Annotated in this window: 19 protein-coding genes; 3 read left to right on the forward strand and 16 right to left on the reverse strand. The window is 58.2% G+C overall.

Annotated elements, in window-relative coordinates; genetic code table 11:
• Positions 1 to 37: 37 nt before the first annotated feature.
• From ACTG1P_RS02095 to ACTG1P_RS02140, 10 genes are all read right to left on the reverse strand, one after another.
• The gene (locus tag ACTG1P_RS02095; protein WP_440000351.1) at positions 38 to 1306 is read right to left on the reverse strand and encodes an OmpP1/FadL family transporter; all 1269 of its coding nucleotides are present in this window, start codon (positions 1304 to 1306) and stop codon (positions 38 to 40) included.
• A 252-nt stretch (positions 1307 to 1558) separates the two neighbouring features.
• Complete coding sequence (locus tag ACTG1P_RS02100) at positions 1559 to 2845, reverse strand: outer membrane protein transport protein (RefSeq protein WP_278166516.1); 1287 nt, start codon at positions 2843 to 2845, stop codon at positions 1559 to 1561.
• A 402-nt stretch (positions 2846 to 3247) separates the two neighbouring features.
• On the reverse strand, positions 3248 to 4027 hold the full coding sequence (locus ACTG1P_RS02105) for a DUF3379 domain-containing protein (RefSeq protein ID WP_440000352.1): 780 nt from the start codon (positions 4025 to 4027) through the stop codon (positions 3248 to 3250).
• Positions 4020 to 4619, reverse strand: a complete 600-nt coding sequence (locus tag ACTG1P_RS02110; RefSeq protein WP_440000353.1) for a sigma-70 family RNA polymerase sigma factor — start codon at positions 4617 to 4619, stop codon at positions 4020 to 4022. Before ACTG1P_RS02110 ends, ACTG1P_RS02105 begins: the two co-directional genes overlap by 8 nt.
• Positions 4620 to 4632: 13 nt before the next feature.
• A complete protein-coding gene (locus ACTG1P_RS02115; RefSeq protein ID WP_440002270.1) occupies positions 4633 to 6144 on the reverse strand; it encodes a hypothetical protein in 1512 nt (503 codons plus the stop codon).
• Between the two features lie 20 nt (positions 6145 to 6164).
• On the reverse strand, positions 6165 to 7616 hold the full coding sequence (locus ACTG1P_RS02120) for a VWA domain-containing protein (protein WP_440000354.1): 1452 nt from the start codon (positions 7614 to 7616) through the stop codon (positions 6165 to 6167).
• Positions 7607 to 8599, reverse strand: coding sequence for a VWA domain-containing protein (locus ACTG1P_RS02125; RefSeq protein ID WP_440000355.1), 993 nt, complete (start codon positions 8597 to 8599; stop codon positions 7607 to 7609). Before ACTG1P_RS02125 ends, ACTG1P_RS02120 begins: the two co-directional genes overlap by 10 nt.
• A complete protein-coding gene (locus ACTG1P_RS02130; RefSeq protein ID WP_440000356.1) occupies positions 8596 to 9135 on the reverse strand; it encodes a DUF4381 domain-containing protein in 540 nt (179 codons plus the stop codon). Before ACTG1P_RS02130 ends, ACTG1P_RS02125 begins: the two co-directional genes overlap by 4 nt.
• The gene (locus ACTG1P_RS02135) at positions 9120 to 10031 is read right to left on the reverse strand and encodes a DUF58 domain-containing protein (protein ID WP_440002271.1); all 912 of its coding nucleotides are present in this window, start codon (positions 10029 to 10031) and stop codon (positions 9120 to 9122) included. Before ACTG1P_RS02135 ends, ACTG1P_RS02130 begins: the two co-directional genes overlap by 16 nt.
• On the reverse strand, positions 10012 to 10962 hold the full coding sequence (locus ACTG1P_RS02140; protein WP_440000357.1) for an AAA family ATPase: 951 nt from the start codon (positions 10960 to 10962) through the stop codon (positions 10012 to 10014). Before ACTG1P_RS02140 ends, ACTG1P_RS02135 begins: the two co-directional genes overlap by 20 nt.
• A gap of 182 nt (positions 10963 to 11144) precedes the next feature.
• Between ACTG1P_RS02140 and fadI the strand changes: the two genes are divergently transcribed.
• On the forward strand, positions 11145 to 12455 hold the full coding sequence (gene fadI / locus ACTG1P_RS02145) for an acetyl-CoA C-acyltransferase FadI (protein WP_440000358.1): 1311 nt from the start codon (positions 11145 to 11147) through the stop codon (positions 12453 to 12455).
• On the forward strand, positions 12455 to 14602 hold the full coding sequence (gene fadJ / locus ACTG1P_RS02150) for a fatty acid oxidation complex subunit alpha FadJ (RefSeq protein WP_440000359.1): 2148 nt from the start codon (positions 12455 to 12457) through the stop codon (positions 14600 to 14602). Before fadI ends, fadJ begins: the two co-directional genes overlap by 1 nt.
• Positions 14603 to 14764: 162 nt before the next feature.
• On the opposite strand, the gene ACTG1P_RS02155 is transcribed toward fadJ, so the two are convergent.
• From ACTG1P_RS02155 to ACTG1P_RS02170, 4 genes are all read right to left on the reverse strand, one after another.
• Complete coding sequence (locus ACTG1P_RS02155; protein ID WP_440000360.1) at positions 14765 to 16285, reverse strand: SpoVR family protein; 1521 nt, start codon at positions 16283 to 16285, stop codon at positions 14765 to 14767.
• Positions 16286 to 16294: 9 nt separating this feature from the next.
• Complete coding sequence (locus ACTG1P_RS02160; protein ID WP_182963796.1) at positions 16295 to 17566, reverse strand: YeaH/YhbH family protein; 1272 nt, start codon at positions 17564 to 17566, stop codon at positions 16295 to 16297.
• A 23-nt stretch (positions 17567 to 17589) separates the two neighbouring features.
• The gene (locus tag ACTG1P_RS02165; RefSeq protein ID WP_005333223.1) at positions 17590 to 19512 is read right to left on the reverse strand and encodes a PrkA family serine protein kinase; all 1923 of its coding nucleotides are present in this window, start codon (positions 19510 to 19512) and stop codon (positions 17590 to 17592) included.
• 612 nt (positions 19513 to 20124) lie between these two features.
• Positions 20125 to 22038, reverse strand: coding sequence for a RecQ family ATP-dependent DNA helicase (locus ACTG1P_RS02170; RefSeq protein WP_440000361.1), 1914 nt, complete (start codon positions 22036 to 22038; stop codon positions 20125 to 20127).
• Between the two features lie 355 nt (positions 22039 to 22393).
• On the opposite strand from ACTG1P_RS02170, the gene sstT reads away from it, so the two are divergent.
• A complete protein-coding gene (gene sstT, locus ACTG1P_RS02175; RefSeq protein WP_440000362.1) occupies positions 22394 to 23644 on the forward strand; it encodes a serine/threonine transporter SstT in 1251 nt (416 codons plus the stop codon).
• A gap of 562 nt (positions 23645 to 24206) precedes the next feature.
• Here sstT and ACTG1P_RS02180 read toward each other — a convergent pair.
• Together ACTG1P_RS02180 and ACTG1P_RS02185 are read right to left on the reverse strand one after the other, a co-directional pair.
• Entirely contained in the window at positions 24207 to 25505 is a 1299-nt protein-coding gene (locus ACTG1P_RS02180; RefSeq protein ID WP_106843342.1) for a serine/threonine transporter, read from the reverse strand.
• 216 nt (positions 25506 to 25721) lie between these two features.
• Positions 25722 to 26288, reverse strand: coding sequence for a CoA pyrophosphatase (locus tag ACTG1P_RS02185; RefSeq protein WP_440000363.1), 567 nt, complete (start codon positions 26286 to 26288; stop codon positions 25722 to 25724).
• Positions 26289 to 26330: the final 42 nt, after the last annotated feature.

Below are 26330 nucleotides of genomic sequence, written 5' to 3' on the forward strand. Positions count from 1 at the left end.
AATAATTGGCATAGCGTTTTTTTTGCAGGGAAGGAATTTAGAAGAGATAGCTCAATTGTGCACCAGCCAGCCAGGCATCCCCTTCGGAAGTGCCCTGGAAGGTGGAGGTCGTCATCGGATTACCCGGTTGCAGCTCCATTTTTTCAGTGACATCCACCTTTTTGCCATCGATCAGGGTCAGCCCCAGATCCACGGTCAGGTTGGGCGTGAACTGATAACCCATCCCCAGGCTATACCAGAGGCGATCGGCATCCGGGATGGAGATGGTACGACGATCGGCTGGCACCGGGCTGGCGTCATAGGCCACACCGGAGCGCAGTTGCCACTTGGGAGTGACCTGATAGGTCATACCGATGGCGTAGCGCCAGCTATCTTCCCAGTGCTCGTCCTTGATGTGCATGTTCTGCAAATTGTTGAGATCAGCTTCCAATTGAACGAATTTGCTCCAGTTGGTCCAGTTCAGGCTGCCGTGGAGAGCCAGCTTGTCAGTCAGCTGATGGAATGCAGCCAGTTCTGCGGTGGCGGGTAATGGCAGATCCAGACTGCCAGTATCTCTGATCTCGGTAACGGAGCCATCTGCATTGGGTCGGCCCACGATAGCATCTCCCGAGAGGGTCAAAGTGACATCGTGACGGTAGGAGAGGCCAATTCGGGTTTGCTCGGACAACTCCAGCAATGTGCCGACATTCCAGCCCCATGCCCAGCCATCCCCTTGCAAATGTTTTGCGATCAGGTTGCGAGAGGGGAAGGTGCCGCCGACTTCGCCTTCGCCCTGAATAGCAGAGAGCCCTGCACCAATTGACCACATCTCATTGATGCGATAGGCGAGTGAGGTACCCAGATCCATGGTCTTGATATCGGAGACATTGCCAAAGTGTCCAGCGCTGTAGTTATCCGGCATCTTGACGCCAAGACCGTAGTAAGAGGTTGCCGAGAAGCCGAGGCGCCACTGCTCATTGAGTGGAATGATGAGATAGGCGTTGGGAACCCAGGCTGCGGCGGCGATATCGTGTGCACTGGCATCGGAGGTGACGATGCCGGCTTTGGTCGGCAAGCGGGTGTTACCTTCAATATTGACGTCAGGACTGACATAGATGACACCGCCAGACAGCGCCATCTGATCGAAGCGGGTCATGGCTGCTGCATTGCGGGAGAGCACACTGGCGTTATCTGCGATGGCGGCCTCACCGGCAAAGGCGCGCCCCAGGCCTGTAGCTGACTGTTCAGCCAGCTGGAACCCGGCGGCATGGGTCTGACCCGCGATCACCAGCAGGGCGATGGCGGACGGTTTGATGATGGGATGCATGACAAAATCCTTGCTGTTACCCGAAGGTTCAATAGGTCATATGAATGGAGGCAGGATTTTATATGGTATGACCAGTAAGGCAACGGTAATGGTCAGTATCTGGATAAAACAAGATTAAATGCTGGGATGATGCACTCTAATAGATTGATTAGAAAAGAAAAATAAACACGTGTGTGCTACATGTGTGCGCTGAGTTGGTTTTTTCGGATAAAAAAAGAGCGCCTGACGGCGCTCTTTCAATTCTATCAATAATCAGAACTTCATGTTGAACTGGGCAGAGGCCAGGAAGGCGTTGCCGTGGGAAGTACCTTTCCAACGCAGGCTGTCGGAGTGGCTACGCAGACCTTCGTTGACGTCAACTTCTTTACCGTCCAGATAAGCCATACCAAAGTCAACACTCATATCGGTGTTGATATGGTAGGTGGCACCAGCGCTGTACCAGATACGGTCTGAGTCGGGAATGCTCAGGCTGCGGTAGTCAGCTTCGATCGGGGTGTTGTCATAGGCAAAGCCCATGCGTGCTTCCCATGCCGGGTTGATATACCAGGTACCGCCGATCGAGTAGCGAGTAGAATCTTTGAACTTCTCATCTTTTTGCAGACATACGCCGCCAGCACATTGACTGCTGGTTGCTTTCAGCTCCTGGAAGGCGCTCCAGTCAGTCCAGTTTACGGAGTAATGAACAGCAAACTGCGGGCTCAGGCGATGGTAACCGGCAAACTCGGCTTGTGCTGGCAGATCCAGCTTCAGGTTGCCATCCACGGTGCGATTCCGAGAGCTCGCGCCTTGGAAGTCACCGTCAAAGCTCATATCGACTTGTGAACGGTAGGTCAGTGCGAAACGATGGTTTTCATTGACTTCATACAGGGTACCAACGTTCCAGCCAAAGCCCCAAGTGTCGCCTTTCAGGTGAGCCAGACGAGTATCTGTCGGCAGCGGGCCACCTTGGCTAGGTGGGTTCAGTGGGCCCAGCAGACCAGCATAGCGGTTGAGTTCGGCGGCACCATAAACGGCGTTGATACCGGCACCGACACTGAAGTGTTCGTTGACACGATAGGCAATGTTCGGGTTGATATTGAAGGTCATCAACTCGGTATTACCTGCGCCAGCACCGGCTGGGAAGGTTTCTGAGTACTCGGTGGAGAGACCGTAGTTGGAGAAGAGGCCAATACCCCAAGCCCACTGGTCATTCAGCGGCTGAATAAAGTAGGAGGCGGGAACGAAGGCTGCCGGAGCAATGCCACTTTCGCTGGCTGGAGCCATTTTGTTCGCGCCAGCGTAAACAGCACCATCCACATCCACATCCGGTTTGATGTAGGTGCCGGAGACAGAAACTGCCATCTTGTCGAAGGTGGTCATGGCAGCCGGGTTACGGGCCAGAACGGAGGCATTGTCGGCGATAGCCGCTTCACCGGCATAGGCGCGACCCAGACCGGAGGCCGAGTGCTCGTTCAACTGGAATGCCGCAGCATGGACTTGACCGGTGGCCAGCGCGATGGTGGCGGCAATCAGGCTCTTCTTGAAAATAGTTGTCGTCATGGTGTTCTCTCTTGTAGGCAGATTTTTTTGCCGATGTTGGCTGCACGTTCAATGCAAACCTCGACAAAATCCGTTTTTATTTCAGCTTCTTCCCAATCAATTCTGGCGTGATTCTATGGATCTGGTAGGAGGTAAGAAATCAGACCAGTGACAGCAGAATACATAAAAGTGATCGATGTGTTAATCATTTGTTTTAACTTGCTGTTTAATTCATCATTTCCAGGGGTTAAAGGTGGATTATTGACCTGGATTGCCGATCTCCGTCACAAAAATAATTTTGTCAATTTTTCGAAATCTTGAGGCAAATGAGCGACAAAGGGGAGTAAACAGGGAGGAAACAGGCAGCGGCTCGTGACCGCCGCCTGCAATTGAGGATGGTTCTGAGGTTGTTAACGGGCGATGTTAAATGTCCCACTGCAGACGTGACTGCAGGGCGTTGGCAACGGGGGCAAGTGGCTCTTTCATCTCGCCAATCAGTACCATATTGGCGCCTTTAAGCTGGACTATCTCTCCTTTGAGGGTGCCATCTTCAAAGGTGGCCTGTTGCAGGGTTAATGGAACATGTTTGGGCACTAAAAAGAGAGTGACTGGCCCCATCTTTCCCTGGATCACCATGTGCAAGGCCGGCCCCTGATAGAACGAGCAGTGATTGACATAGGTCACCTTGAGCCCATCCATCCCGCTTAAAGTTGCGCCATACTTCTCCATCTTGGCATTGATGTTATGCAGATTGACCTGCTCATCGACACCTTCAATAAAGGGTTCTTCGCCATAGACATGAGCCATCGCCACCTGTGCGAGGGAGAGGGCCGCAGGAGCCGTTTCTGGCAGCGTGATCCAGCGGGTGCTCATTCCCAGCAGGAAGGCGACCGATGCAGCGAGGGCGATCTGGCGCCAGGATGTCGATGTCCGGAGCTTGACTGGCGACGTGCCAAGGGGACTGGATGGCGACATCTCATCTTGCGCGTCACTGTCTTGCAGCATGGCTTGCCTGAGCAGGATCCGCTCGGCCAGTCCGGCGGGAACCTCAACCTGCATGGCGTGCTTGAGAGTTCTGTCGAACTGCTTCATCTCGTCGAGGTAGTTCCGATTGGCCTGGCTGGCTTCAGCGGCTTTGAGAAAATCCGGCAGTTGATCGTTGGGCTGGATCATGGCGTTGCGGCGAAATTCGAGTTCATCCATGTCCGTGTCCTCTTGCTTGGTTCTTCCGCTCCATCGCCTCCTTGATCTGGTTGCGGGCGCGAAACAGGCGGGTCATAACGGTGTTCTTGTTGAGGCCGAGCATCTCGGCAATCTCCTCACCACTGAATCCTCCCACGACTTGCAGCAGCAGTGGCTCCTGATACTCCTCGGGCAACCGGGCGATGTGACGGTGCAACCATTCGTTTTCCATCTCCTGTTCACTGTGCAGCGTATCGTGCTGGGGTTGAGGGTGATCGTCGAGATCCACCAGCTCCAGCTGTTTGCGTTCAAAGCGGCGGGCGTTCTCCCGTCTGAGGATGGTGATCAGCCACCCTTTGGCCGCCTTGTCATCCTGCAGGGTGTCGATAGCCTTCCAGGCACGCAGGAAGGTCTCTTGCACCAGATCTTCCGCTACGTTGGGATCCCGGGTCAGCCAGTAGGCATACCGGTAAAGATCGCCGTGCAGCGCATGAACCAGTGCTTCAAATTTGGTTTGTTTGTCAGCCATGGGATCAGAGACCGGCGAACTGGCCGGATCATTTCCACCAATATGCTGCTGAGCACGTTTTTTTCTAAAAAACAGCAGTGCCATAGGGCAATCCTTGTCAGGGGGCGTGGCGGCGGGAGCGGGAACTCCCGTGCGCCAGCAGGTAAATCAGGTGCGCAATACCGGCGGTTTCATCAGCCCTGAGGATACGCGCCAGAGCGCGCCACTCGATGGGCGGGCCAGAATAGGGCAGTGCAAAACAGGCTCGCTCGAGTGCGGCGAGCCCGTTGCCGACTCGATTATGCCCAGCGTCAGGCAACTGGCCTAATTGATAATAGGAGACCTGCCAGCGCATGGTCGCCCACTTGATCAGCGCCTTGCGACTGGCATCCGGCTGGTGTTGGGCAAGGGCACGTTGCAGTTGATAGAAGGCGCGCCAGCGGGGCCAGTGGCGCCATAGTGCACGCAGCGTTATGGCCAGCACGACCCACCAAAGGCTCTCTCGCAGTGCCACCTGCGATGTCTGCTGATCAGATTGCCGATTTGTCGTTGCCTGAAACGTCAGCGTAATGGCGGGCAGGCTGGCCTGTTCAATCCGGCCGCTTTGGGTATTAAACCAGGGCAGATCAATGGGGGGGAGCTGATAGTCGCCGCTCTGATCCGCGACCAGAGTCTGGCGCCACTGTCGCTCAAACAGCAGCTTGCCATCTCGGTAACGCTCCTGCTGTTGCTCGCCATCGGGATGTGCCTGTATGCCGCTTGGCAGTTGATGGGCCATCAGGGGGGCAAGCTGTATCTGGCCGCTGTCACCATTCTCCATGGTCAGGGTGAGGATCCGGATCAGTGGTTCACCCACTTCCCCCGTGGAGGCCGGTTCAAGCCGTTGACTCAGGGTCAGCCGGGTGGCCACCGGTGTGGCGGGGGCTTTGTCGACCCTTACCTCGAGTGGTGTCGCACGGGCCGAGAGTCGTTGCGCTTTTCCCCCTTGCTGCGTGAGCTGCCCCTGCAAGCGGGGTGAGTCGAGGTACCAGAGTCCCGGCGCTTTTGCCTGAATAAGCCAGCTGCGGGTGAGCCGGCCGGGTAGACCAGCCTGAACGGGGGCGATCCACTCGTCGCTACCGAGGCGACGGATGGTGAAGTGGGCAGAGCTGAGCTCGCTCAGCGCCGGGTTTTGCATGCTGGTGGGCAGCCACAGTGTCAGGCGGTAGATCACCGGCTGGCCGGGATAGAGCGGGCCCTGATGATCAAGGCTGGCCTGCATTTCGAGGGGCGAGGGGGCTGCGGGTTGCGGCAGCGCCGCTGTTTTCGCCTCTCTCAATGGCAGGGTGAGCGAGGGGGTGAACTCATTTCCCAGCTTGAGCGGGGCAATAACCACCTTTGTATTAGCGGGTGAGTCGATCTGGTGCAGCGGGATCTGCCAGCGAGTCAGTTGTTGTACCGGGGTCGTGACCCGGCTCATGGTCACTCTGCCCACTGCAAATTGGCGCAGTAGGGGGGAGATCTCCAGCTCGTTGCTCTGGCGCTCGCCATCCGCTTCGATGATCAGCAGCCAATCGCTGGGGTCAGCCCCCGGCAGCAGCTCTGCCCGGGGGGGCAGGGCCCAACCAAGTGGACTCGCCAGTGCGAGCAACAGTCCCCATCCTGCCCGCGTCACCAGGGCTCCTCCACCTTGATAAGGTCCCGGCGCAGCGCCTCTTTACGCAGTCGCTGCTCCAGCAGTAACACCGGGGGAGAGGGGGGCAGGGGCATTGCCGTCGCCTGCTGAGCTGCCGATGGTTCGGGCTGCTTGCTGTTGCTGGTATCGGGTACGGCTGCCGCTGCGCCCTGTAACAGAGAGAGGTTATAGAGTGCATCTTCATGGCCAGGCTCCAGTGCCAGTGCGGCCAGATAGGCCTCCTTGGCTGCGGCAAACTCCCCCAGTTGCAGCAGGGCATTGCCGCGGTTGTAGTGGGCAGTGGCACTTGCAGCTTCCTGATAGGCAGAGATAGCTTGCCGGTAGGCTCCGGCCCGATACCAGGCGTTGCCGCGCCAGACTGGATCGTTGAACGTGCGGGCAGCCCGCTGAAAATCACCCTCTTGATAAGCCTGCATCGCTTGCAGGTCTACCCTCTCTGCCGCTTGCAGATCTTGCGGCGCAAGCAATTGCGCTCCCACCATCAGCGCCATCATCAACCGGGCGCCGACTCTGGCCAGCAAGGCGAGCGGTAACAAGGGGATCAGCAACCAGGGGCCAAGATCCAGTGGCGCCGGGGTGAGGGCCGAGGTCGTGGTGGGGAGGGGGGCAAAGCGGGGTGCGTCGCTGCCAAGCCACTGCAGCTCACCGCCGAGGCGATTGGCCATGGCGGCAATGGCCTGACTATCGGGGGCGGGCAACTGAGCGGGCATGCGGGTGGCAAACCCCAACTCATTGGCCGGAATGGCGGGCATCGGGGCCGGTTGACCGCTGCTGGCAAGCAGAATATCGAGGCGTGCCGACTGGGTGTCGCGGCAGAGAAGGCGTTGCTGGCAGGGCCACAGAGCAGCGATTTGGGTCATCTGATTCTGGGTGAGGTCGTCGGTGATCAGCAGCAGACGCGCTTGTTCTCCAGGGGCCAGCTGCTTCATGGCAAGTTCCACCGCCCGTACCGGGTTGCTGCCTTGCAACGGCATGATATCGGGGCGCAAGTCGGGCAGTAGCAGCGAAAGGGCCTGATGATCCCGGGTGGGCGGCATGGCGAGGTAAGCATCGCCTGCGTAGAGGATCAGCGCAATGCGCGCGTCCTTTGCGCGGCTCAGGAGCTGCTGCAACTGCCATCTGACTCGGGTCGCCCGATCCGGTTTGAGGTCGGTGGCGGTCATCGAGCGTGACAAGTCCAGCAGCCAGATATCGAGCGGTGCCGCAGGCTGCTGTTGCAGCTCACCGCGCAGTGCGGGACCACTCAGGGCCAAAATGACGGGCAGGGTTGCCAGCCAGAGCCAGGGGCGCTGAGGACGGGAGGCTGGCAGCAGATAAGCCTGCATCGCAGGTGCGAGCAGCGGGGGCTGGCGACGACGGTGCCACCATTGCCAGAGCCAGGGGATGAGTGCGATCAGCCACAGGGGGCGGAGCAAGATCAGCTCCATCTGCGCGCGCCTCGTGTCAGCCAGCTACGAACCATGCGAAACTCCAGTCTGCCGTGCCCTGATGGCAGAAGCAGCAAGCCATAAAGCATTGCCAACGGCCAGGGGTAGAGCTCGATCACCGGCTGGTACTGGGCAACCGGCATGGGGGCCGGTTCAAGGGTATTGAGGGTCGCGTTGATGGCATCGAGATCGCTTTGGGTGCGTGCCCGAAAGTAACGCCCCTGGCCTGTCTCGGCCAACTCTTTCAGGAGCGGCTCGTCCAGTTCGCTGCTGGGATCGGCCTGACCGCTGCCCGCCTCATCGTAGGGTTGGATAAAGGTATCGGGATCGGCCCCGACCCCCAGCGTGTAGATCCGTATTCCCTGCGCTGAGGCGAGTTTGGCCTCCTGCAGCGGGTCGGCATTGCCTGCGGTATTGCGGCCATCAGTGACCAGCAGCAGGGCGGTGGGGCGACCCGGATCCCCATGCTGACGTGCAAGCTGGATCGCTTCGCCAAGAGCGGTGGTTCGGCCGACCAGATCAAAATCGAGCTCGTCGCTCAAGGTCAACAGCGCCGGGATCTCCTGAGTGAGGGGAGAGAGCAGATAGGCGTGATCGGCAAAGACGATGAGGCCCACCCTGTCTCCGGCCCGTTTGGCGATCAGCGCCTTGATCTGCTGACGCACCGCCGTCAGCCGCGCTTGTTGTTCGCCGTTATCGAGCATATCCGGGGTGCGCATGCTGTCTGACAGATCTACCGCCAGCAGCAGATCCCGACTCCCTTCATATTGAAGAACCGGTTCTCCCCACCACTGGGGGCGGCAGAGGGCGAGGATAAGGGCGCACCAGAGCAGCATGGCGCGCCAGAGCGGCAATCCGGCCTGAGGACGCAGCAGCGCAAACCCGGGGTGAGCCAGATAACCGCGGCGCAGGGGCGGCAAGCCGAAGCGCACCAGCAAGGGCAGCACCAGCGCCAACGCAAACCAGGGCCAGGCCAGGATCATGGATGCCTCCGCGCGGCTTTGCGTCTTGGGCGGGTGGAGAGCTGCAAGAAGAGGGTTTGACCCCAACGGCGATAATGTTGCCGAAGCTGTTCGCACTGCTCGTGAGTCGGGTTCTGGCTGCCATAGAGCCAACTGCTCCAGTGAGACGAGAACTGGCTGAAATTGCTGCCCCCGTGACGATCGACGAAGGCGAGCCACGCCTCTCCCTGCAGCTGGCGCGCCTCGGGCCAGCGTTGCAGTGCTTCATGACGCAGGGCCTCCTGTATGCGTGCCACCAGCAGTGCCGGATCTCCCTCCAACTGACGACACCAGCGGCGGTAACGTATCACCCTGCGGGCAATCAGGACGATCAGCAGCAGCAATAGACCTGTGATCAATAGCCACAATAGCGCCTGCACTCTGGGGTCAAGACTCTGTTCAATCAGATCCGGCCCCGGGTGGATGTCTCGCATCAGGGCGGCCAGCGGTGGAGTGATGGCCTCGGAGGCGGGACTGGGGCTGTCGAGTTCGGCGGGCGAGCTCATCCCTGATGACATAACCCCTCCTGCCACTGTTGTTGCAGCGTCTGACTGTTATCGAGCAGATAGAGGCGCTGCACCAATGGCAACAGCAACTGCTTGCCGTGAGCCAGCTGCTGCTCGGCGGCATGTCGGTAGCGCTGGGAGAAACCGGCATGGCCCCCATCCAGCCAGCCCTGATAGTGTTGCCCTGGCCGATCGATGGCCACCGGCAGTTGGCCATCAGAGGGAAGGGCTGCCTCGAGGGGGTCACGGATCTGCCAATAGTGAATATCGTGGCGCCGCGAGAGCAGCTGCAACTGCTGACAGAGCGCCGACTCGCAGGGTCTGTGATCGGTGATGAGCGTCAGCTTGGCTCCGTGAGGCAGCTTCACGCCGGACAAGGTGTCGGCCAGTGAGTGAGAAAGCGCCCGGCGGGCCAGCCCTTGCTGATAGTGATGGCAGAGGGATTCGAGCAGGGGCAGCACGCTGCCGCGCTGGCTCTGGTGATTTGGGATAAGCCCGTGGCAGATCAGGGTGTTGTGCTGCTTCTCCCCTTGCCAGATCAGGGCTGCTGCCAGCTCGCATCCCAGACGTGCCTTGATCTGTAGTGTGGAGCCGAAATACATGGCGGGAGAGAGATCGAGCAGCAGCCAGTGCGCCTGATCGAGCTCCTCGCTATAGAGGCGGGTATAGGGGCGACCGAGGCGTGCGGTCACCCGCCAGTCGATATGGCGTACCTCGTCACCCGCCTGATAGGCACGCAGCTCCCGAAACGTGAGCCCGGGGGAGCGGCCCGGTTTGCCGCGTTCGCTGCTGCTTTTGCCTGCTCTTGGTCTGGTCCTCGCGTTGGCCCAGAGTCGGATATTGAGCAGCCGTGGCAGCGACAGGGCGATATCGGGATGAGATCCGGAGTTAGGGACATGGCACCTGATCCAGCAGTTGGGCGATCAGGATATCGTTATCCAGATTGTCAGCCAGTGCCTGATAGCTGGGAATAAGGCGGTGGCGCAGCACCGGATAGGCTTGCAGCTGGATATCTTCCGGCAGCACATAGTCACGCCCGGCAAGCCAGGCACGGGCGCGGGCTGAGCGGGCCAGCCCCAGCGTTGCCCGAGGGCTGGCCCCCACGGCAATCAGCGGCTCAAGGGCAGGGCACAGACCACTGCCCGAGCGGGTGGCACAGACCAGCTCTACCAGATAGTGCTCCAGTCGGCTTTGCATGGTCACCGCCAGCACTTCGCTGCGGGCACGCTGCAAGCTGGTCTGACTCAGAGTCACTGGCGCCGCGCCAAGCTGTTCCCCGCTGGTATTGAGCTGCAAGATGGCGAGCTCCATCGTAGGGCTCGGGTAATCCACCATCAGCTTGAGCAGAAAGCGGTCGAGCTGGGCCTCCGGCAGGGGATAGGTTCCCTCCTGCTCGATGGGGTTCTGGGTGGCGGCGACCATAAAGAGAGGTGGCAGCCGCCAGCTCTTTTTGCCCACGGTGATCTGGTGCTCGGCCATGGCTTCCAGCAGCGCCGATTGCACCTTGGCCGGTGCCCGGTTGATTTCGTCCGCCAGCACCAGATGGTTGAACAGGGGACCGGGCTGGAATACAAAACTGGCATCTTGCGGGTGGAACACCTCGCTGCCGGTGAGATCGGCAGGAAGCAGATCGGGGGTGAACTGGATACGGGCAAAGCGCCCCTCGACGGCGCCAGCGAGCGCCTTGACGGCGCGGGTTTTGGCAAGACCGGGGGCCCCTTCGATTAACACATGTCCTTCACATAACAGGGCAATCAGGAGCCCTTCTATTAGCTCCTCCTGTCCCAGGATCTGACTGCCAAGATAGTCCCTAAGCGCTCTGAACTCGGCCGCTGCCATGCGATAAACCCGTTGTTTTTATGGAAGTTGATCTTTTTATACTCCAGTTGCTCCCCAAGGGCGAGCAAAGGGGCCTTGCCGCGCTTAATTTAGTTTCAATCAGCTGTATGAAACTTGTGATTGGATTGTTAAGATGTGGCGCAATGAGGTCAGACCTCTGCCTTTTAAACCAAGGAGCCAGGATGAAACAGCCATTGAAACTGACGACTCGCCAGGGCGAACGGATTGCCGTCGTGGCGGGGCTGCGTACCCCCTTTGCCAAGCAGGCTACCGCCTTTCATGGTGTGCCTGCAGTCGATCTCGGCAAACTGGTGGTGAGCGAGATGCTTGCCCGTACCGATCTCGACCCCAAGCTTATCGACCAGCTGGTGTTTGGTCAGGTGGTTCAGATGCCGGAAGCCCCCAATATTGCCCGCGAGATCGTGCTCGGTACCGGCATGAGCGTCAATACCGATGCCTATAGCGTCTCCCGCGCCTGCGCCACCAGTTTCCAGGCGGTGGCCAACGTCACCGAATCCATCATGGCCGGTACCGTAGACATCGCCATCGCCGGTGGTGCGGACTCCTCTTCCGTGCTGCCTATCGGAGTGAGCAAGAAGCTGGCCCGCGCCCTGGTGGATCTCAACAAAGCGCGCAATCTGCAGCAGCGCTTCAATATTCTTCGTCAGTTGCGGGTCAAGGATCTGCTGCCGGTGCCGCCTGCAGTGGCGGAATACTCTACGGGACTTTCGATGGGACAGACCGCCGAGCAGATGGCCAAGAGTCACCAGATCAGCCGCGAGGCGCAAGATGCGCTGGCTCATCGCTCCCACACCCTGGCCGCGCAAGCTTGGGCTGATGGCAAGCTGAATGGTGAGGTGTTTACCGCTCATGTACCGCCCTACAAGTCACCGCTCGAGCGGGACAACAATATCCGTGAAAGCTCGGATCTGGCGAGCTACGCCAAGCTCAAACCGGTGTTTGACCGGGTTCATGGCACAGTGACGGCGGCCAATGCCACCCCGCTCACTGACGGCGCCGCTGCCGTGTTGCTGATGCGCGAAGGTCGGGCGAAAGAGCTGGGCCTCGAGCCGCTTGGCTATATCCGCAGCTTCGCCTTCTCGGCCATCGATGTGTGGCAGGACATGCTGATGGGGCCCTCCTACGCGACGCCGCTGGCGCTGGACAGAGCTGGTATCACGCTCAGCGATCTGACCTTGATCGACATGCACGAAGCCTTTGCCGCCCAGACCCTGGCCAACCTCAAGATGTTTGCCAGCCACGAGTTTGCCCGTGACAAGCTGGGCCGTGATCAGGCCATCGGCGAGGTGGACATGGAGAAGTTCAACGTCCTCGGTGGTTCGCTGGCCTATGGCCACCCCTTTGCCGCGACCGGTGCGCGGATGATCACCCAGACCCTGCACGAGCTGCGTCGTCGCGGCGGGGGATTGGGGCTCAACACCGCCTGTGCGGCGGGTGGATTGGGCGTGGCTATGGTGTTGGAGGTTGAATGATGAGCGCTAAGACTTTTTCCTTGGATGTTCGCAAAGATGGCATCGGTATCCTCACCATGGATGTGCCGGGCGAGAGCATGAATACCCTCAAGGCCGCCTTTGTCGAGGAGATCCGCTCCGTGCTGGCGGAGGTGAAACGCAACAAGGATTTGATCGGGCTGGTGATCACCTCCGGCAAGAAGGACTCCTTCATCGCTGGTGCTGATATCACCATGCTGGCCGCCTGCACCAGTGCCAAGGATGCCGAGAACCTGTCACGAGAAGGGCAGGAGATCTTTGCCGAGATCGAGGGGCTGACCATTCCGGTGATCGCCGCCATTCACGGCCCCTGCCTCGGAGGTGGGCTGGAGCTGGCGCTGGCCTGCCATGGCCGTGTGGTGACCGATCACGGCAAATCTGTGCTGGGATTGCCGGAAGTGCAGCTCGGTCTGTTACCGGGCTCTGGCGGTACCCAGCGTTTGCCGCGCCTCATCGGGGTAGCCAAGGCGCTGGATCTGATGCTGACCGGCAAGCAGGTGCGGGCCAAACAGGCCAAGAAATTGGGGCTGGTGGACGATGTGGTGCCGCCTTCCATCCTGCTGGATGCTGCCATCAAGCTGGCCAAGAAGGGCAAACCGCGCCATCAGTTGAAGCGGGATCTGCAGGGCAAGGTGCTGGAGACCAACAAGCTGGGTCGCAAGGTGCTGTTCGATCAGGCTAGCAAGGGGGTGAAAGCCAAGACCCGTGGCAACTACCCTGCGCCGGAGCGGATCCTGGACGTGGTGCGCATCGGTGTGGAGGAGGGGATGCAGGCTGGCCTCGCCGCCGAGTCCCGCCACTTCGGCGAGCTGGTGATGACAGTCGAGTCTGCTGCCCTGCGTTCTATCTTCTTTGCCACCACGGAAATGAAGAAAGAGGTCACCTATCAGGGAGCCGAGCCGCGCAAGGTGGGCCACGCGGCCGTGCTGGGTGGTGGTCTGATGGGGGGCGGCATCGCATTCGTCACTGCCACCAAGGCGGGCGTACCGGTGCGGATCAAGGATGTGGCAAGCGCCGGGATCGGCAATGCCATGCGCTACAGCTACGACATCCTGGCCAAGAAACTCAAGCGCCGTCATATCTTGCGCAGTGAGCTTGAGAAGCAGATGAGCTTGCTGACCGGTACTCTGGACTACTCCGGTTTTCACCGGGTGGACATGGTGGTGGAGGCGGTGTTTGAAGATCTCAATCTCAAACACCAGATGGTGAAGGACGTGGAGCGTGAGTGCGGTGAGCACACAGTGTTTGCCTCCAACACCTCATCCCTGCCCATCAACCAGATTGCGGCAGAGGCGGCGCACCCGGAGCGAGTCGTGGGGCTGCACTACTTCAGCCCGGTGGACAAGATGCCGCTGGCGGAGATCATCCCCCACGCTGGCACCAGTGCCGAGACGGTCGCTACCACCCTGGCTTTTGCCCGTGCCCAGGGCAAAACGCCCATCGTGGTGAAGGACGAAGCCGGTTTCTACGTCAACCGCATCCTGGCGCCCTACATGAATGAGGCGGCGCGACTGGTGCTGGAAGGGGAGCCGGTGGAGGTGCTGGATAGCGCGCTGCTGGACTTTGGCTTCCCGGTTGGCCCCATCACCTTGCTGGACGAGGTGGGGATCGATGTGGGCGCCAAGATCTCCCCCATTCTCGAGAAAGAGCTGGGCGGCGAGCAGTTCCAGGCGCCCAAGGCGTTCGACAAGCTGCTGCAAAATGATCGCAAGGGACGCAAGAACGGCAAGGGCTTCTACCTCTATGGCAAGGCGGCACCGCGCAACAAGCTGACTGGCAAAGAGGGCAAGAAGACGGTGGATGAGAGCGTCTATGGCGTGCTCGGCATCAAGCCTTCTGCCAAGCTGGCCCGTCAGGAGATCGCCGAGCGCTGCGTGCTGCTGATGCTCAACGAAGCGGCCATGGCGCTGGATAGCGGTGTGGTGGCCTCGGCTCGTGATGGCGATATCGGCGCCATCTTCGGCATCGGTTTCCCGCCGTTCCTCGGCGGCCCGTTCCGCTATATGGATACACTCGGGATCGATCATCTGGTTGGTCGTCTGGAGTATTACCAGAAGCGCCATGGCGATCGGTTTGCACCCTGTGCCCGCCTCAAGGCGATGGCCGCAGAGCAGCAGACTTTCTACTGATAACTGCTGCAGATTGACCGCAAGGCAAATAGGCCCGTAGACCATGCGGGCCTTTTTCTATGTTGTGATTTGTACGGCTTGGGCTCAAATGATGTTGGCAGATGTGAAGGCTGATAAAAAAACGGCCCACCGAAGTGGGCCGTCGAGATATAGGGGCACGGGTCAGATCCCCGGTTTGCGCTCCGGGCAGCGACCTATGATATCGGGCGGCAGCTCGCCGTTATCTTGTTCCAGCACCACGTCGAACCCCCATAGCTGATGGAGGTGTTTGAGCACCTCGTGGCGCGAATCGCCAAGGGGGATGCGGTTGTGGGGCACATAACGCAGGGTGAGGGAACGATCTCCCTTCACCGCCACGTTGTAGACCTGAATATTTGGCTCCAGATTGCTGAGATTGTATTGAGCTGACAGGGTGTTGCGTACCTGACGGTAACCCTCGTCATTGTGGATGGCCGAGACCTTGATGTAGTTCTTCAGATCGTCGTCATCAATGGCGAACAGCTTCATATCCCGCATCACTTTGGGACTGAGGAACTGGCTGATAAAGCTCTCATCCTTGAAGTTCTGCATGGCAAAGTGGAGGGTTTCGACCCAGTTGCTGCCGGCATAGTCGGGGAACCAGTATCTATCCTCCTCGGTCGGGTTCTCGCAGATGCGGCGCAGGTCGGTAAACATGGCAAACCCCAGCGCATAGGGGTTGATCCCCGAGTAGTAGCGACTGTTGTAAGCCGGTTGATAGACCACATTGGTGTGGCTGTGCAGCACCTCCATCATGAAGCGATCGCTCAGCTTGCCCTCGTCATAGAGGTGATTGAGGATGGTGTAGTGCCAGAAGGTAGCCCACCCCTCGTTCATCACCTGAGTCTGCTTTTGCGGATAGAAGTACTGGCTGATCTTGCGCACAATGCGCACTATCTCGCGCTGCCAGGGTTCCAGCAGGGGGGCATTCTTCTCGATGAAATAGAGAATGTTCTCCTGGGGCTCTGCGGGGTAGCGTCTGTCCTCCACGCCAGCCGCTTTATGCTGTTTGGGCAGGGTTCGCCACAGCTCGTTGACCTGAGTCTGCAGATAATCTTCCCGCGCCTTCTGACGCCGCTTCTCCTCAGCCATCGAGATCTTCTGGGGACGCTTGTAGCGATCCACCCCGAAGTTCATCAGGGCATGGCAGGAGTCGAGCAGCTGTTCCACCGCCTCGATGCCATGCTTCTCTTCGCACTGGGTGATGTAGTTCTTGGCGAACAGCAGGTAGTCGATGATGGAGGAGGCATCGGTCCACGCCTTGAACAGGTAGTTGTTCTTGAAGAAGGAGTTGTGACCGTAGCAGGCGTGTGCCATCACCAGTGCTTGCATCGGCATTGTGTTCTCCTCCATCAGGTAGGCGATGCAGGGATCGGAATTGATGACGATCTCGTAGGCCAGCCCCATCTGGCCGCGCTTGTAGTTGCGCTCGGTATGGATAAAGCGCTTGCCGAACGACCAGTGCTGATAGCCGATAGGCATGCCGACGCTGGAGTAGGCATCCATCATCTGCTCGGCGGTGATCACCTCGATCTGGTTGGGGTAGGTGTCCAGCTTGTAGAAACGGGCGACCCGGGCGATCTCCTGATGATAGGTCTCCAGCAGATCGAAGTTCCAGTCTGGTCCGTCATCCAGTGGCGCTACACGTTTTTCAGTTTCGATCATGTGACCTCCTCACGCCGCTTGTTTCTTGAACAGCTCGCGGAACACCGGATAGATATCCTCGACTTTACGAATGTGTTCCATCGCAAAGTGGGGGAACTGGCTGGCTACCGACTCATATTCGTGCCACAGAGTCTGGTGGGCACGGGTGGTGATCTCGATGTAGGAGTAGTACCGCACCCTTGGCATGATGTCCCGCACCAGGATCTCCCGGCATTGCGGCGAGTCATCGGCCCAGTTGTCACCATCCGACGCTTGCGCCGCATAGATGTTCCACTGGTTGGCCGGGTAACGCTCGTTGATGATGTCATTCATCATCTTGAGGGCGCTGGAGACAATAGTGCCGCCGGTCTCCTGGGAGTAGAAGAATTCGTGTTCGTCCACCTCCTTGGCCTGGGTGTGGTGGCGGATATAGACCACCTCGACGTTCTTGTAGGTCCGGCTCAGGAACAGATAGAGCAGGATATAGAAACGTTTTGCCATCTCCTTGGTGGCCTGATCCATGGAGCCCGAGACGTCCATCAGACAGAACATCACCGCCTGGCTGGAGGGGACGGGCCGTTTGACGAAGTTGTTGAACTTGAGATCGAAGGTATCGATAAACGGCACCGCGTCGATCCGTCGTTTCAGCTCCCTGATCTCTTTCTCGAGCAGGGCGATTTCGGCAAAGTGTTCGTTGGGATCGGTAGCCAGCAGGGCCAGCCGATCTTCCAGTTCATGCAATTGGCGTTTCTTGCCTGCTTGCAGCGCCATGCGACGTGCCAGCGAATTTTGCAGGGAACGCACCACGTTGATGTTGGCAGGCACCCCGTTGGAGGTGTAGCCCGCACGGTAAGTTTTGACTTCCATCAGCTGATTGAGCTGGGTTTTCTGCAGCCTGGGCAGCTCCAGATCTTCAAACAGCAGATCGAGATACTCATCCTTGGAGATCTGGAACACGAAATCATCGGCCCCTTCACCCTGATTGGATGCTTGTCCCTCGCCGGAACCCTGTCCGCCGCCCCCTCCTTTGGGGCGGTCAATCTTGTCGCCGGAGACGAACTGATCATTGCCGGGATGCACCATCTCCCGTTTACCGCCGTGCCCCTGATGAAAATGGGGCTCGCCGATATCCTTGGTCGGGATGCTGATGCTCTCGCCCTTGTCTACGTCCTGAATGCTGCGCTTGGAGACAGCATCCGAGACCGCTTGTTTTATCTGCTTCTTGTAGCGGCGAATGAAGCGCTGCCGATTGACAGCGCTTTTGTTTTTGCCGTTGAGCCTGCGGTCGATAAAATGCGCCATAACTCCCCCTTGAACAGTCAGGGTCAGGATGACTTGCGTACCCTGAGATACCATTCGGAGAGCAGTCGCACCTGTTTACGGGTGTAGCCTTTCTCCATCATCCGTTCGACAAAGTTATCGTGCTTCTTCTGCTCCTCGGCCGAGGTTTTGCTGTTGAAGGAGATAACCGGCAGCAGCTCTTCCGTGTTGGAGAACATCTTCTTCTCGATCACGGTGCGCAGCTTCTCGTAACTGGTCCAGTTGGGGTTACGGCCTGCATTGTTGGCCCGGGCACGCAGCACGAAGTTGACGATTTCGTTACGGAAATCTTTCGGGTTGCTGATCCCGGCGGGTTTTTCAATTTTCTCCAGCTCGCTGTTGAGCGAAGCCCGATCAAACAGCTGGCCGGTTTCGGGGTCACGGTACTCCTGATCCTGGATCCAGAAGTCGGCGTAGGTGACGTAGCGATCGAAGATGTTCTGACCGTACTCGGAGTAGGACTCGAGATAGGCGGTCTGGATCTCCTTGCCGATGAACTCCACATAGCGCGGTGTCAGATAGCCCTTGATGAACTCAAGGTAGCGATCGTGCAGCTCTTGCGGGAACTGCTCGCGCTCGATCTGCTGCTCCAGCACATAGAAGAGGTGTACTGGGTTGGCGGCCACTTCCGCGTGGTCGAAGTTGAAGACGCGGGAGAGGATCTTGAACGCAAAGCGGGTAGAGAGACCATTCATCCCTTCGTCTACCCCTGCGTAGTCGCGATACTCCTGATAGCTCTTCGCCTTGGGATCGGTGTCTTTCAGGCTTTCGCCATCATAGACCCGCATCTTGGAGTATATGCTGGAGTTCTCCGGCTCTTTCAGCCGTGACAGCACCGAGAACTGGCCCAGCAGCTCGAGGGTACCCGGGGCGCACTTGGCTTCGGTCAATTCACTGTTGATCAGCAGCTTCTCGTAGATCTTCACCTCTTCCGAGACGCGCAGGCAGTAAGGCACCTTGACGATGTAGACCCGGTCGAGGAAGGCCTCGTTGTTTTTGTTGTTGCGGAACTGCTGCCACTCGGATTCGTTGGAGTGGGCCAGCAGAATGCCGTCAAAGGGGAGGGCGGAGAGCCCCTCGGTGCCGTTGTAGTTCCCCTCCTGAGTTGCTGTCAGCAGCGGGTGCAGCACCTTGATGGGTGCCTTGAACATCTCCACAAACTCCATCACACCCTGGTTCGCTTTACACAGCGCACCCGAGTAGGAGTAAGCATCGGCATCATCCTGGGCGAAGTGCTCCAGCATGCGGATGTCGACCTTGCCGACCAGTGAGGAGATATCCTGGTTGTTGTCATCACCCGGTTCCGTTTTGGCGATGGCAATCTGATCGAGGATGGAGGGGTTGACCTTCTCCACCTTGAACTTGGTGATGTCGCCGCCAAACTCGTGCAGGCGTTTTGCCACCCAGGGGGACATGATGGGACGCAGGTAACGGCGCGGGATGCCGTACTCTTTTTCCAGGATCTCCCCATCCTCTTCGATGTCAAACAGACAGAAGGGGTGATCGTTGACCGGTGAGCCCTTGATGCGATAGATAGGCACCTTCTGCATCAGGGATTTGAGTTTTTCTGCCAGCGAGGATTTACCGCCGCCAACAGGGCCCAACAGATAGAGGATCTGTTTCTTCTCCTCCAGCCCCTGGGCGGAGTGTTTGAGGTAGGAGACAATCTGCTCGATCGCCTCTTCCATACCGTAGAAATCTTTGAATGCCGGATAGCGTGCCACGACGCGGTTGGAGAAGAGTCGGCTCAGTCTGGGGTTGGCTGAGGTGTCTACCATCTCCGGCTCACCGATGGCGGTCAGCAGACGTTCGGCTGCGGAGGCGTAGCAGGCTTTATCCTGCTTACACATATCCAGGAACTCCTGGATGGTATATTCCTCTTCTCTCGCTTTTTCATATCGCTGTTGGTAATGCTCGAATATGCCCATAACTTTGCCCTCGTTATAGTCGCTTACCCTGAAAAAAGTGGATGACTGCTTTTGTGTTGTGCGCTTTTAAAGCCTAGTCAACAGACTCCAGTAATCCATCACGGTTGATAGGTTAAATTCTGAAGAAACCTGCCCGATCCTTGTGCGGGGAGGGTCAGTCAACAACACCGCTATGTTACTGACTGTTAAATTATTTTTGCCACGATAGTGAGGTAAATGTCAAAGACATAAAAAATAAATGTTTATGGGAAAGAGGGAACTTATTGCGAAAAGATTAAGGGGTTTGACGAAAGGCAATGGGGCTGCGGGTTGGCGGGGTTATGAATGTAAATATCATTACGTGAACGTCAACGTAAATTGCTTTGTTTGGAGTTTAGACTCTAATTTTTACATTGACGCTACATTTTGAGTGCCCTAGATTGGCGATGTGTGAGCAGCAAGACGCTTTAGCAAGAGAGTTGACTGTTGCCGCACCAAGCTCTGTTTAAGCACGTTTCCGTTGGCTTGACCCTCGCAACCGCGAGGGTCTTCTTTTTTCAGCATCCGCAGACGCGGATCGCAGCAGGTGGATGTAGAGGCCGCGCATGATCACCCGATCATAGCAATCACCGATCAAGGGTAGGCTTGTTGCACAGCTGTCAGGACGCGGGCAAACGGGTGAGCGGCCAGTTGGCCTGCGCCCGCCAGTGATTTGGCCTTGACCCGGCTGGTCAGCGGTGTGGTGATGCCGCACAGGAAACGGGCCAGAACACGTGCATCCACCGAACCTGTCTTGGCAATCAGCGGATCGCACCAGGCGCGGATCCCCGTCTCGTTTGGCATGGCCAGTTGGGGCAGGGGAGGAAGATGTGCCACCTCGCCACGACAAACCGAACAGTGGCCACAATGAACCGGCGCCACCTCATCGGCAAAATAGCGGGCGAGGCGGTGGCTCAGGCACTCACTTGAGGTGAAAAAGTCGAGCATGGCTTGCAGTCTTGCCAGCTCGCTCTGCTCTTTTTGCAGGAACAGGGCGTGCAGGGCTTTTGCTTCCTGCTCGTTGTCCCACCCCTGACGGGTGATCCGGTAGACCTCGGTCATCTGTTTGCTTTCGAGTTCGATCCAGCCTTGCTGCTGCAGGTAGTCGAGCGCCGCAACGGCCCGCTGCCGCTCCCCCTGATAGCCCTGCCAGAGGGCGTCAAAGTCCATGGTGCACCAGCTGCGCGCTTGTGGAGCGCAGGCGAACAGCTGCTCCAGAAACTGGCGACGATCCGGATTGAAGCGACTCACTATCTCGCCTTTATCCAGCACAAACTTGAAGCGGTAGTCGGCGTAGTAGCTGTAGGCCGGGGTGATGATGCCTGCCATCTCCAGATAGACCAGCAGGGTTTTAAGGGGCAACTGGCGGATATTGGTGTCGTTGGAGAGGCGCAGCAGGGTGAATTCCCACTCGCTCCCGCTCTGCTTGATGATGGCAAGAAGTTGGAGAAGGGCACTCAAATCCGGCGTATCGCCGTAGACGAAGTTCTCCAGCACCGGCAGTTGGCTCTGGTTGGCCAGCACGATACAGCGCGATGGCTGGCCATCTCGTCCGGCGCGGCCAATCTCCTGGCTGTAGTTCTCGATGGATTTGGGCAGATCGTAGTGAATGACCCGCCGGATATCCGCTTTGTCGATGCCCATGCCAAAGGCGATGGTGGCGACGATGCAGTCCACCTTGCCTGCCATGAAGTCGTGCTGGATCTGGCTGCGCAGCGCCGAGTCGAGTCCGGCATGATAGGCGCGGGCGTAGATCCCTTTTCTAATGAGTTGCTCGGCACAGGCTTCTGCGGTGTGTTGCAAGGTGACGTAGACGATGGTGGGGGCCGCGGGATCGTTGGCCAACTCCTGCGCGAGCCAGATATCCCGCGCGTCGGGCGACAGGGGAATGACCGCCAGATCAAGATTGGGGCGATAGAAACCGGTGACCACGACCCCCTCTGGTGCGATGCCGAATTTGGTCTGCATATCCTGAATAACCGCCGGTGTGGCGGTGGCCGTCAGCAGCAACACCTGCGGGATCTTCAGGTCATGGCGATAGCTCGGCAGCTTGAGGTAGTCGGGGCGAAAGTTGTGGCCCCACTCCGAGATACAGTGCGCCTCATCGACGACCAGCAGCGAGAGCGGCACTTGCTGGATAAAGCGGCGAAAGCGCTCGTTCTTGAGTCGCTCCACCGAAATCATCAGGATCTTGAGCTGGCCATCCAGCGCCTGCTGCATCACTCGTCGGCTCTCCTCCGGGCTCTGGCTCGAGTCGAGGGTAGCGGCGCTTATTCCCTTGCTTTTAAGGAAGGCGAGTTGATCGTGCATCAGCGCCAGCAGCGGCGAGATCACCAGGGTCAGGTGAGGCAGGGCGAGGGCAGGCAGCTGATAGCAGAGAGACTTGCCGGAGCCGGTGGGAAAGATGGCGGCGGCACTCTGACCTGCAAGCACCCGGCTGATCACCGCCTCCTGACCAGCTCTGAGTGCGGAGAAACCAAAATATCGGTTGAGCAGGGATGGGATCATGGCAAGGCTCCGCGGCAAATGGGGGATGATAGCACAGCGACACCGGTCACGGGTGGCACAGGAATGGTCGTGAGGGCAAGGGTAGAGAGTGTCGATAAAACGTACAAAAATGGGTGGTTGCGCTGTAGTTAAGGTTTTGTTGCGGACTTTTGTGATGAAAACGGGATATTTTTTGGTGAGTCTCTGGAAAAAAAAGATGGCGAATGGGATATTCCGTCATGCAATCCGGTGATTGGCGGATCGGCCCGACAGAAGGCTGGCCACAGACACCACATTCGGGCGACAGGGGTCTCCCGATGGGTGGTTGCAGACAGGACTCATGATTCATGCACTACGGTGCTTAGGGACTTTTTTGATGACACAACAACACCCCCTCCTTCGGCTGGTCAATAGCACCAGCTTGGTCAGCCAGATCCTGGTTGGTCTGGTATTCGGTATCTTGCTGGCACTGTTTGCGCCCGAGTGGGCGAAAACGGCAGGTCTGCTCGGCAGTCTGTTCGTTGGTGCACTGAAAGCGGTAGCCCCGCTGCTGGTATTCGTACTGGTGATGGCGGCCATCATTGGTCACAAGCAGGGTCAGAAGACCAATATTCGCCCGCTGCTGGCGCTCTACCTGTTTGGTACCTTCTCTGCGGCCGTGGTCGCGGTGGTTGCCAGCTTCCTGTTCCCCTCCAACCTCCATCTGGTGGCCAATACTGCCGAGATCACCCCGCCCGGCGGGATCACCGAGGTACTGCAGACCCTGCTGTTCAACGTGGTGACCAACCCGGTCAAGGCGCTGATGGATGCCAACTATATCGGGATCCTGGCGTGGGCCATTGGTCTGGGTATCGCCATGCGCCATGCCAACGAGAGCACCAAGGCGCTGATCACTGACCTGTCTCACGGTGTCTCCGCCATCGTGAAAGCGGTGATCCGCTGTGCCCCGCTCGGGATCCTGGGTCTGGTTGCCTCCACGCTGGCAGAGACCGGCTTTGACGCCCTGTTTGGCTATGCCCAACTGCTGGTGGTGCTGATCGGCTGCATGCTGTTTATCGCCTTCGTGGTCAACCCGTTGATCGTCTTCTGGAAGATCAAGCGCAACCCCTATCCGCTGGTGCTGACTTGCCTCAAAGAGAGCGGCGTGACCGCCTTCTTTACCCGCAGCTCTGCCGCCAACATTCCGGTCAACATGGCGCTGTGTGAAAAACTGCGCCTACCCAAAGATACCTACGCGGTCTCCATCCCGCTGGGTGCCACCATCAACATGGCAGGTGCGGCCATCACCATCACTGTGCTCGCCATGGCGGCGGTACATACCCTGGGGATGGAAGTGGACATGGCAACGGCTGTGCTGCTCTCCGTGGTTGCCACCGTCAGTGCCTGTGGCGCGTCCGGTGTCGCCGGTGGCTCCTTGCTGCTGATCCCGCTGGCGTGCAGCCTGTTTGGTATCAGTAACGACATCGCCATGCAGGTAGTAGCCGTCGGCTTTATCATCGGCGTATTGCAGGATTCTGCCGAGACAGCTCTTAACAGCTCCACCGACGTGTTGTTCACCGCCGCAGCTTGCATGGCCGAAGATGAAACCTTGCTGGATGTGGCTCCGATACCGAGCCGCGAAGCCTGATCTCGTAACGCTCAGTTTCGCAACACACTTGCGCCCTCTTCGGAGGGCGCTTTTTATTGTCGGCTTTGCTCTGTATTCCTCTTTGATCAATCTCATTTGATCAATCTCATTGGCTGATGTGCCGGACATTCTGTCGCCCTTGTCCAGGGCGCTGCCTTATCTTTATCCCTTCGAGTTGTGCTTACTCCCTCTGTTTTGCGTTACACATCTTTATCTGCTCTGCTAACAGCCGATTGCTATGGCTTACCCCAGATCTTCAGGACTATCACAGCATCACAGAAGAACGAAGATGGCTGGCTGCGGCAGATGAACCCAACCCGTCCTATCAGACACGCCATCATGGTTTGGTGAGGGGGAGTAAACGTGTTGGCGATATTGAGCTGCGGGCAGGGGGGTCATGTTGATACCCGATGTGCTCTGCCATGGCGCTGGTGAGCATACAGATATCCAACAAAGGGAGTAATAAGGAGAGAGCAGGGGAATCGCGGAGGCACAGATTGCAGAGATAAAAAAGCCAGCCGAGTGTTCGGCTGGCTTTTTGCTATCAGTGGCAGGTAGGGGGTTAACCGACCAGCTGATAGAGGATGGCGGAGATGGCGATCATCCCCATGGTTGCAACGAAGACGTTGCTGATATGGCCCTGATATTTCGCCATGGCCGGTACGCGCTTGATGGCGTACATCGGCATGATGAACAGGATGGTAGCGATGATCGGGCCGCCCAGAGATTCAATCATGCCCAGGATGGAGGGGTTGGCAATGGCAGTGCCCCACAGGGTCAGGATGAAGAAGGCGATGATGAACATCTCGACTTTCTTGGCGTTCGGCTCTTTGCCGGACTTGCGCATGTTCTGCACGATCATCCCTTTCAGACCTTCACGGGCGCCCAGATAGTGACCGAAGAAGGAGGAGACGATGGCCACGAATGCAACCAGCGGACCAAAGTAGGAGATGATGGGGCTGGCATGTTGGTTGGCCAGATAGGAGAGTACGGCGATGTTCTGGGCCTTGGCTTCTGCCAGCTGGGCCGGTGTCAGGCTCATGACGCAGGAGAAGACGAAGAACATCACGAAGCCCAGCAGCACCATTGCGGTACGCTTGAGGATGGCATCGGCTTTCTCGACAGCCTGATCACCGTGGTCGCGGCGCTGGGCCAGGGAGAAGCTGGAGATAGCCGGGCTGTGGTTGAAGGAGAAGACCAGTACCGGGATGGTCAGCCACAGGGTAGTGGCGAAATCCTTGGCAGAGGGCACTTGCTCCAGCGCGGCACCGGTCCAGTCCGGGATCAGGTACAAAGAGATACCGGCCAGAATGGCAATCAGCGGATAAACCAGCAGCTCGGTCACTTTCAGCATCAGCTTCTCACCGGCCAGCATCACCGACATCATGCCCATGATCAGCACGATGGAGAGGATCCAGCGCGGCGGAGCACTCATCTGCAGCTGGTTGACCATGAAGCTTTCCACGGTGTTGGTGATACCCACGCCGTAGATCAGCACGATGGGGTAGATGGCGAAGAAGTAGAGCAGGGTGATTAATTTACCGGCACCCACGCCAAAGTGCTCTTCCACCACTTCGGTGATGTCTGCGTTTGGCTTTTTGGAGGAGAGCACGAAGCGGGCCAGACCACGGTGGGCCAAATAGGTCATGGGACCTACCAGCAGCGCCATGACGACCAGCGGCCAGAAACCGCCCATACCCGCGTTGATCGGCAGGAACAGGATCCCCGCACCAACCGCGGTCCCGAACAGACTGATGACCCAGGTAGAGTCGCGTTTTTCCCAACGAGTGGTTTGAGTAGAGCGGATCCCTTGCTCTGTTGACGCCGCAACTCCCTGCGTGCCAGTGACTGTGTTTGACATCTATCTCACCCCGAATGTGTGGTTCTTATTAAGTCGGCGCAAGGATACGGTTTTTCTAATCAAAAATGTTGATCAAATTCATCTTTACGGCACGAAAAACCGCACTTTCTTATGGAAATGTGATCAAAACAAGAAAAATTCAATTATTGTTTATCAATTGGCACGTTATTTTAGTGTTAATGATTAAATCTCGCCCAGCCAAATGTAGGTAAATTGTTATTTTGCGAGATGCTGGGCAAGCTGGTTGATCATGCTGGCGGTAGCCCCCCAGATAAAGTGTTGTTGCCAGGGGATCCAGTAGATGGTGTGTGCTTTCCCCCCTCTGGAAAGGGTCAGGGAGATGTGGTTGCGCCGATCCAGCAGATGGGTCAGCGGCACTTCAAAGGCGTGATCCACCTCATCCGGACTCAGAATGAGGGGATAGTTGCCATCGAGCAGCCCCAGCACCGGCAGTACCTCGAATCGTGACACCGTATTGAGCGGGTTGAGGGTGCCGATCACTTCAATCAATCGGGCCGGAATGCCGAGCTCCTCTTCGGTCTCCCGCAGCGCCGTGGCAATGAGGTTTTCGTCGCCGGGATCCTGTCGCCCGCCGGGAAAGCTGATCTGCCCCCCATGATGACGCAGCCGTGGGCTGCGCCGGGTCAATAACACGCTGAGCCCCTCGTCGCGCATCACCACCGGGATCAACACCGCCGCCGGACTGAGCCCGCCAATGGCGAGGCGATGGGCCGGGGCGGGTCGCTGCAGCTGGAAGCGGGTCAGCAGTTCGTGGCGATCCATGGCGGGGAGCTCTCCTGTGTGTTGCCTTGACGGTGGGGAGGG

The sequence above is a fragment of the Aeromonas sp. 11P genome (assembly GCF_051920165.1).
Classification (GTDB): domain Bacteria; phylum Pseudomonadota; class Gammaproteobacteria; order Enterobacterales; family Aeromonadaceae; genus Aeromonas; species Aeromonas veronii.

Excerpts from the sequence above, each read along its gene's own strand:
- ACTG1P_RS02095 (WP_440000351.1), bottom strand. The coding sequence starts at position 1,306 with ATGCATCCCATCATCAAACCGTCCGCCATCGCCCTGCTGGTGATCGCG.
- ACTG1P_RS02100 (WP_278166516.1), bottom strand. The coding sequence starts at position 2,845 with ATGACGACAACTATTTTCAAGAAGAGCCTGATTGCCGCCACCATCGCG.
- ACTG1P_RS02105 (WP_440000352.1), bottom strand. The coding sequence starts at position 4,027 with ATGGATGAACTCGAATTTCGCCGCAACGCCATGATCCAGCCCAACGAT.
- ACTG1P_RS02110 (WP_440000353.1), bottom strand. The coding sequence starts at position 4,619 with ATGGCACTGCTGTTTTTTAGAAAAAAACGTGCTCAGCAGCATATTGGT.
- ACTG1P_RS02120 (WP_440000354.1), bottom strand. The coding sequence starts at position 7,616 with ATGGAGCTGATCTTGCTCCGCCCCCTGTGGCTGATCGCACTCATCCCC.
- ACTG1P_RS02125 (WP_440000355.1), bottom strand. The coding sequence starts at position 8,599 with ATGATCCTGGCCTGGCCCTGGTTTGCGTTGGCGCTGGTGCTGCCCTTG.
- ACTG1P_RS02130 (WP_440000356.1), bottom strand. The coding sequence starts at position 9,135 with ATGTCATCAGGGATGAGCTCGCCCGCCGAACTCGACAGCCCCAGTCCC.
- ACTG1P_RS02140 (WP_440000357.1), bottom strand. The coding sequence starts at position 10,962 with ATGGCAGCGGCCGAGTTCAGAGCGCTTAGGGACTATCTTGGCAGTCAG.
- fadI (WP_440000358.1), top strand. The coding sequence starts at position 11,145 with ATGAAACAGCCATTGAAACTGACGACTCGCCAGGGCGAACGGATTGCC.
- fadJ (WP_440000359.1), top strand. The coding sequence starts at position 12,455 with ATGAGCGCTAAGACTTTTTCCTTGGATGTTCGCAAAGATGGCATCGGT.
- ACTG1P_RS02155 (WP_440000360.1), bottom strand. The coding sequence starts at position 16,285 with ATGATCGAAACTGAAAAACGTGTAGCGCCACTGGATGACGGACCAGAC.
- ACTG1P_RS02160 (WP_182963796.1), bottom strand. The coding sequence starts at position 17,566 with ATGGCGCATTTTATCGACCGCAGGCTCAACGGCAAAAACAAAAGCGCT.
- ACTG1P_RS02165 (WP_005333223.1), bottom strand. The coding sequence starts at position 19,512 with ATGGGCATATTCGAGCATTACCAACAGCGATATGAAAAAGCGAGAGAA.
- ACTG1P_RS02170 (WP_440000361.1), bottom strand. The coding sequence starts at position 22,038 with ATGATCCCATCCCTGCTCAACCGATATTTTGGTTTCTCCGCACTCAGA.
- sstT (WP_440000362.1), top strand. The coding sequence starts at position 22,394 with ATGACACAACAACACCCCCTCCTTCGGCTGGTCAATAGCACCAGCTTG.
- ACTG1P_RS02180 (WP_106843342.1), bottom strand. The coding sequence starts at position 25,505 with ATGTCAAACACAGTCACTGGCACGCAGGGAGTTGCGGCGTCAACAGAG.
- ACTG1P_RS02185 (WP_440000363.1), bottom strand. The coding sequence starts at position 26,288 with ATGGATCGCCACGAACTGCTGACCCGCTTCCAGCTGCAGCGACCCGCC.